Origin of the sequence: Campylobacter sp. IFREMER_LSEM_CL1890, assembly GCF_025772045.1 — a bacterium.
GTDB lineage: Bacteria > Campylobacterota > Campylobacteria > Campylobacterales > Campylobacteraceae > Campylobacter_D > Campylobacter_D lari_D.
Map to the genome: position 1 here is coordinate 1 of NZ_JAKMRK010000028.1, position 2,473 is coordinate 2,473.

Annotated in this window: 1 protein-coding gene and 1 tRNA gene; one reads left to right on the plus strand and one right to left on the minus strand. The window is 30.4% G+C overall.

Annotation, left to right across the window (positions count from 1 at the left end; genetic code table 11):
• The first annotated feature begins 107 nt into the window (after positions 1–107).
• Positions 108–184 (plus strand) — tRNA-Met (locus tag L8W57_RS07785).
• A 133-nt stretch (positions 185–317) separates the two neighbouring features.
• Here the strand turns inward: L8W57_RS07785 and L8W57_RS07790 are convergent.
• Positions 318–2,473, minus strand: a 2,156-nt coding sequence (locus L8W57_RS07790; RefSeq protein ID WP_263662321.1) for a hypothetical protein, incomplete at its 5' end; no start/stop codon positions are given.

Below are 2,473 nucleotides of genomic sequence, written 5' to 3' on the forward strand. Positions count from 1 at the left end.
ACCATTAAATACAGCTGTTTCACTAGCTTTTTCACTTCATAAAACATAAGACGAGGTAAAAACGATCTCAACAAAACCTAGGCCTTGTATTTTACTCCTTTTTTTATGTCAGGATAGCTCAGCTGGCTAGAGAGCTGGTCTCATAAGCCGGAGGTCGGGAGTTCAAGTCTCTCTCTTGACACCACTTAAAATATCTTTTTAATGTTATATTTATTTTTTATATTTTGTAAATTAGCTTTCAAGAATGCTTATAAGTATAGTTTTTTGATTATATTTAATTTATTGTAATGCCCTTATTTTACAAGGACATTAAAAATTTAGTGACCCAGGATATGGATTGGGTCTGTGTAGCCGTGCACTAGAGTTTCTTTTCTAGATTTATCATATTGATAGTGCAAAGTAAAAGTAGCTCCTTTTGCTTCGTCAAATAGAATACCATTAAAATAAAAAGTTGCATTTCCGTTTTCATCTACTTTTGCCATTTGAGATTCAGGATTTGCAGTTCTTGACACAAGAAATATAGTACCTTTTGGCTGACAATATTTAAATTGTAAAATAAATGGCATTGCTTCCATAACACTTTTGTCTTGCCCTCTTGAGTTTGGATATATTATTACAGGTACAAATTCGTATAATAATTCATGACTAGCAGTGTGCCCATTGTAATCTACAAATTTGACTTTCGCATTATCATAAAAAGGTTTTTTAGATTTTATGGTAATAGCTGCAACACCTTGTTCATTAAAGACATCATCTTTTTTTACTATATCAGCATTACTAACTTCCCATCTTATTTTAGTATTTGATTTTCCTCCATTAACAAGCAGTGTAGCTTGTATATCATCTCTACCTAAAATTCTATCAGGTGTTGTTTTCAAAAATCCTGGAATATATTGATAGAGATTAACATATCCTGTAACAGTGTCTTTTAATAAAAAAGATCTACTATATTCAAAAGTAAATTTTACCATTTTAGCTTCGTATTGACTAACCCCGTTAAATTCTAAAGTAGCTTCTCCGTGTTCATTAGCTTCGTAAACTTCTTTTTTTGAACTCGTATATTGCGCGTCCAATATCTTTATTTTAGAATTAGGCATTAAATTACTTACTTTTATTTTAAAATCACTATTATAATCAATTGTTTGTTCGCGATCTTTGAAGCTTGGATAAGTTATTTTTGGAGTATATATGGTTCCTTCTTTATAGGTAAGTGGCCTATAAAATTCTTGATTAAAAACAATAGCTTTAACTGTAGGATTGATTGCATATGGATATTTAGAAGTTATAGTTGCTTTAGCCTTACCTTCTTCGTTAAATATATCATCTGTTTTGCTTAAAATACCATCTCCATTTAAACTCCACTTCACTTTTTCATTGGGTTTGCCATTTATTAAAGTTACTTCAACACTACTATTTGGCTCTGCTGTAATAGTGTTTGGTCCATCATCATATCCTATATCGTAGTTATAGACATTAATTTGGTCTGTTTGAGTCCATGTTTTCTCCCCTTCTTTTCTAATATAAAAAAACTTAACGAAAAAACCAACAACACGTTTGTTGTAAATACCCTCAAATTCTAAAGTAGCTTCGCCTTTATCATTAACATTAAAGCTATCTTTTTTTATTCTTACGCTGTTTGGTTCACTTGTGCTAATTGTATCGATTATAGAATTAGGCATAAGACCACTTATTTTGATATTAAAATCATTTCCAAAATCCACAGTTTTTTCCTTACCTTTAAAACTTGGATAAATTATTTCAGGAGTATAAATATGGCGTTTATCAAAAGCAATGCTTTTGCTTAAATTCTGACCCATGCTGTTAATGTTGATTACTATATTTTTTTGATTTGGAAATTCTGTATTCACAATTGCACTTGCACGACCAGTTCTGTCAAATTCTTCATCACATTGAAATAAAATACCATCTCCATCTATATTCCATATTATTTTAGAGTTTGGTCTGCCACCATATATTGGTATTACAATCCTACATGGAGCTTCAACAACATCTGGAACAACCCCAAAAAATATAGTATATTTGTAAAGCTGAATAGGTTCTAAATAAGCTATTGTTTTTTGTTGATCCCCTTTTATTTTAGTATAACTAAACTTAATAGTAAGTTCTTTAACACTATAATCACTAATACCACTAAATTCCAAAGTAGCTTCACCCTTATCATCAACATTAAAGCTTTCTTTTTTAGCTTTTACTCCTTTGCTTCCACTGATATTATCAATGGTTGAATTTGGTAATAAACCGCTTATTTTTAATACATAATCACTTTCATAGTCTATGGTTTTTTCGTGACTTTTGAAGCTTGGATAAGTTACTTTAGGAGTATATTCTTTAATCTCATAAGGCAATTCTTTTTTAAGATCTTTAGCCATAGTTTTAACTTCTAAATTTGGATTAACTTTAAATGGAGCCTTAGAAGTAATAACTGCCTTAGCTTCACCACTAGCATTAAATG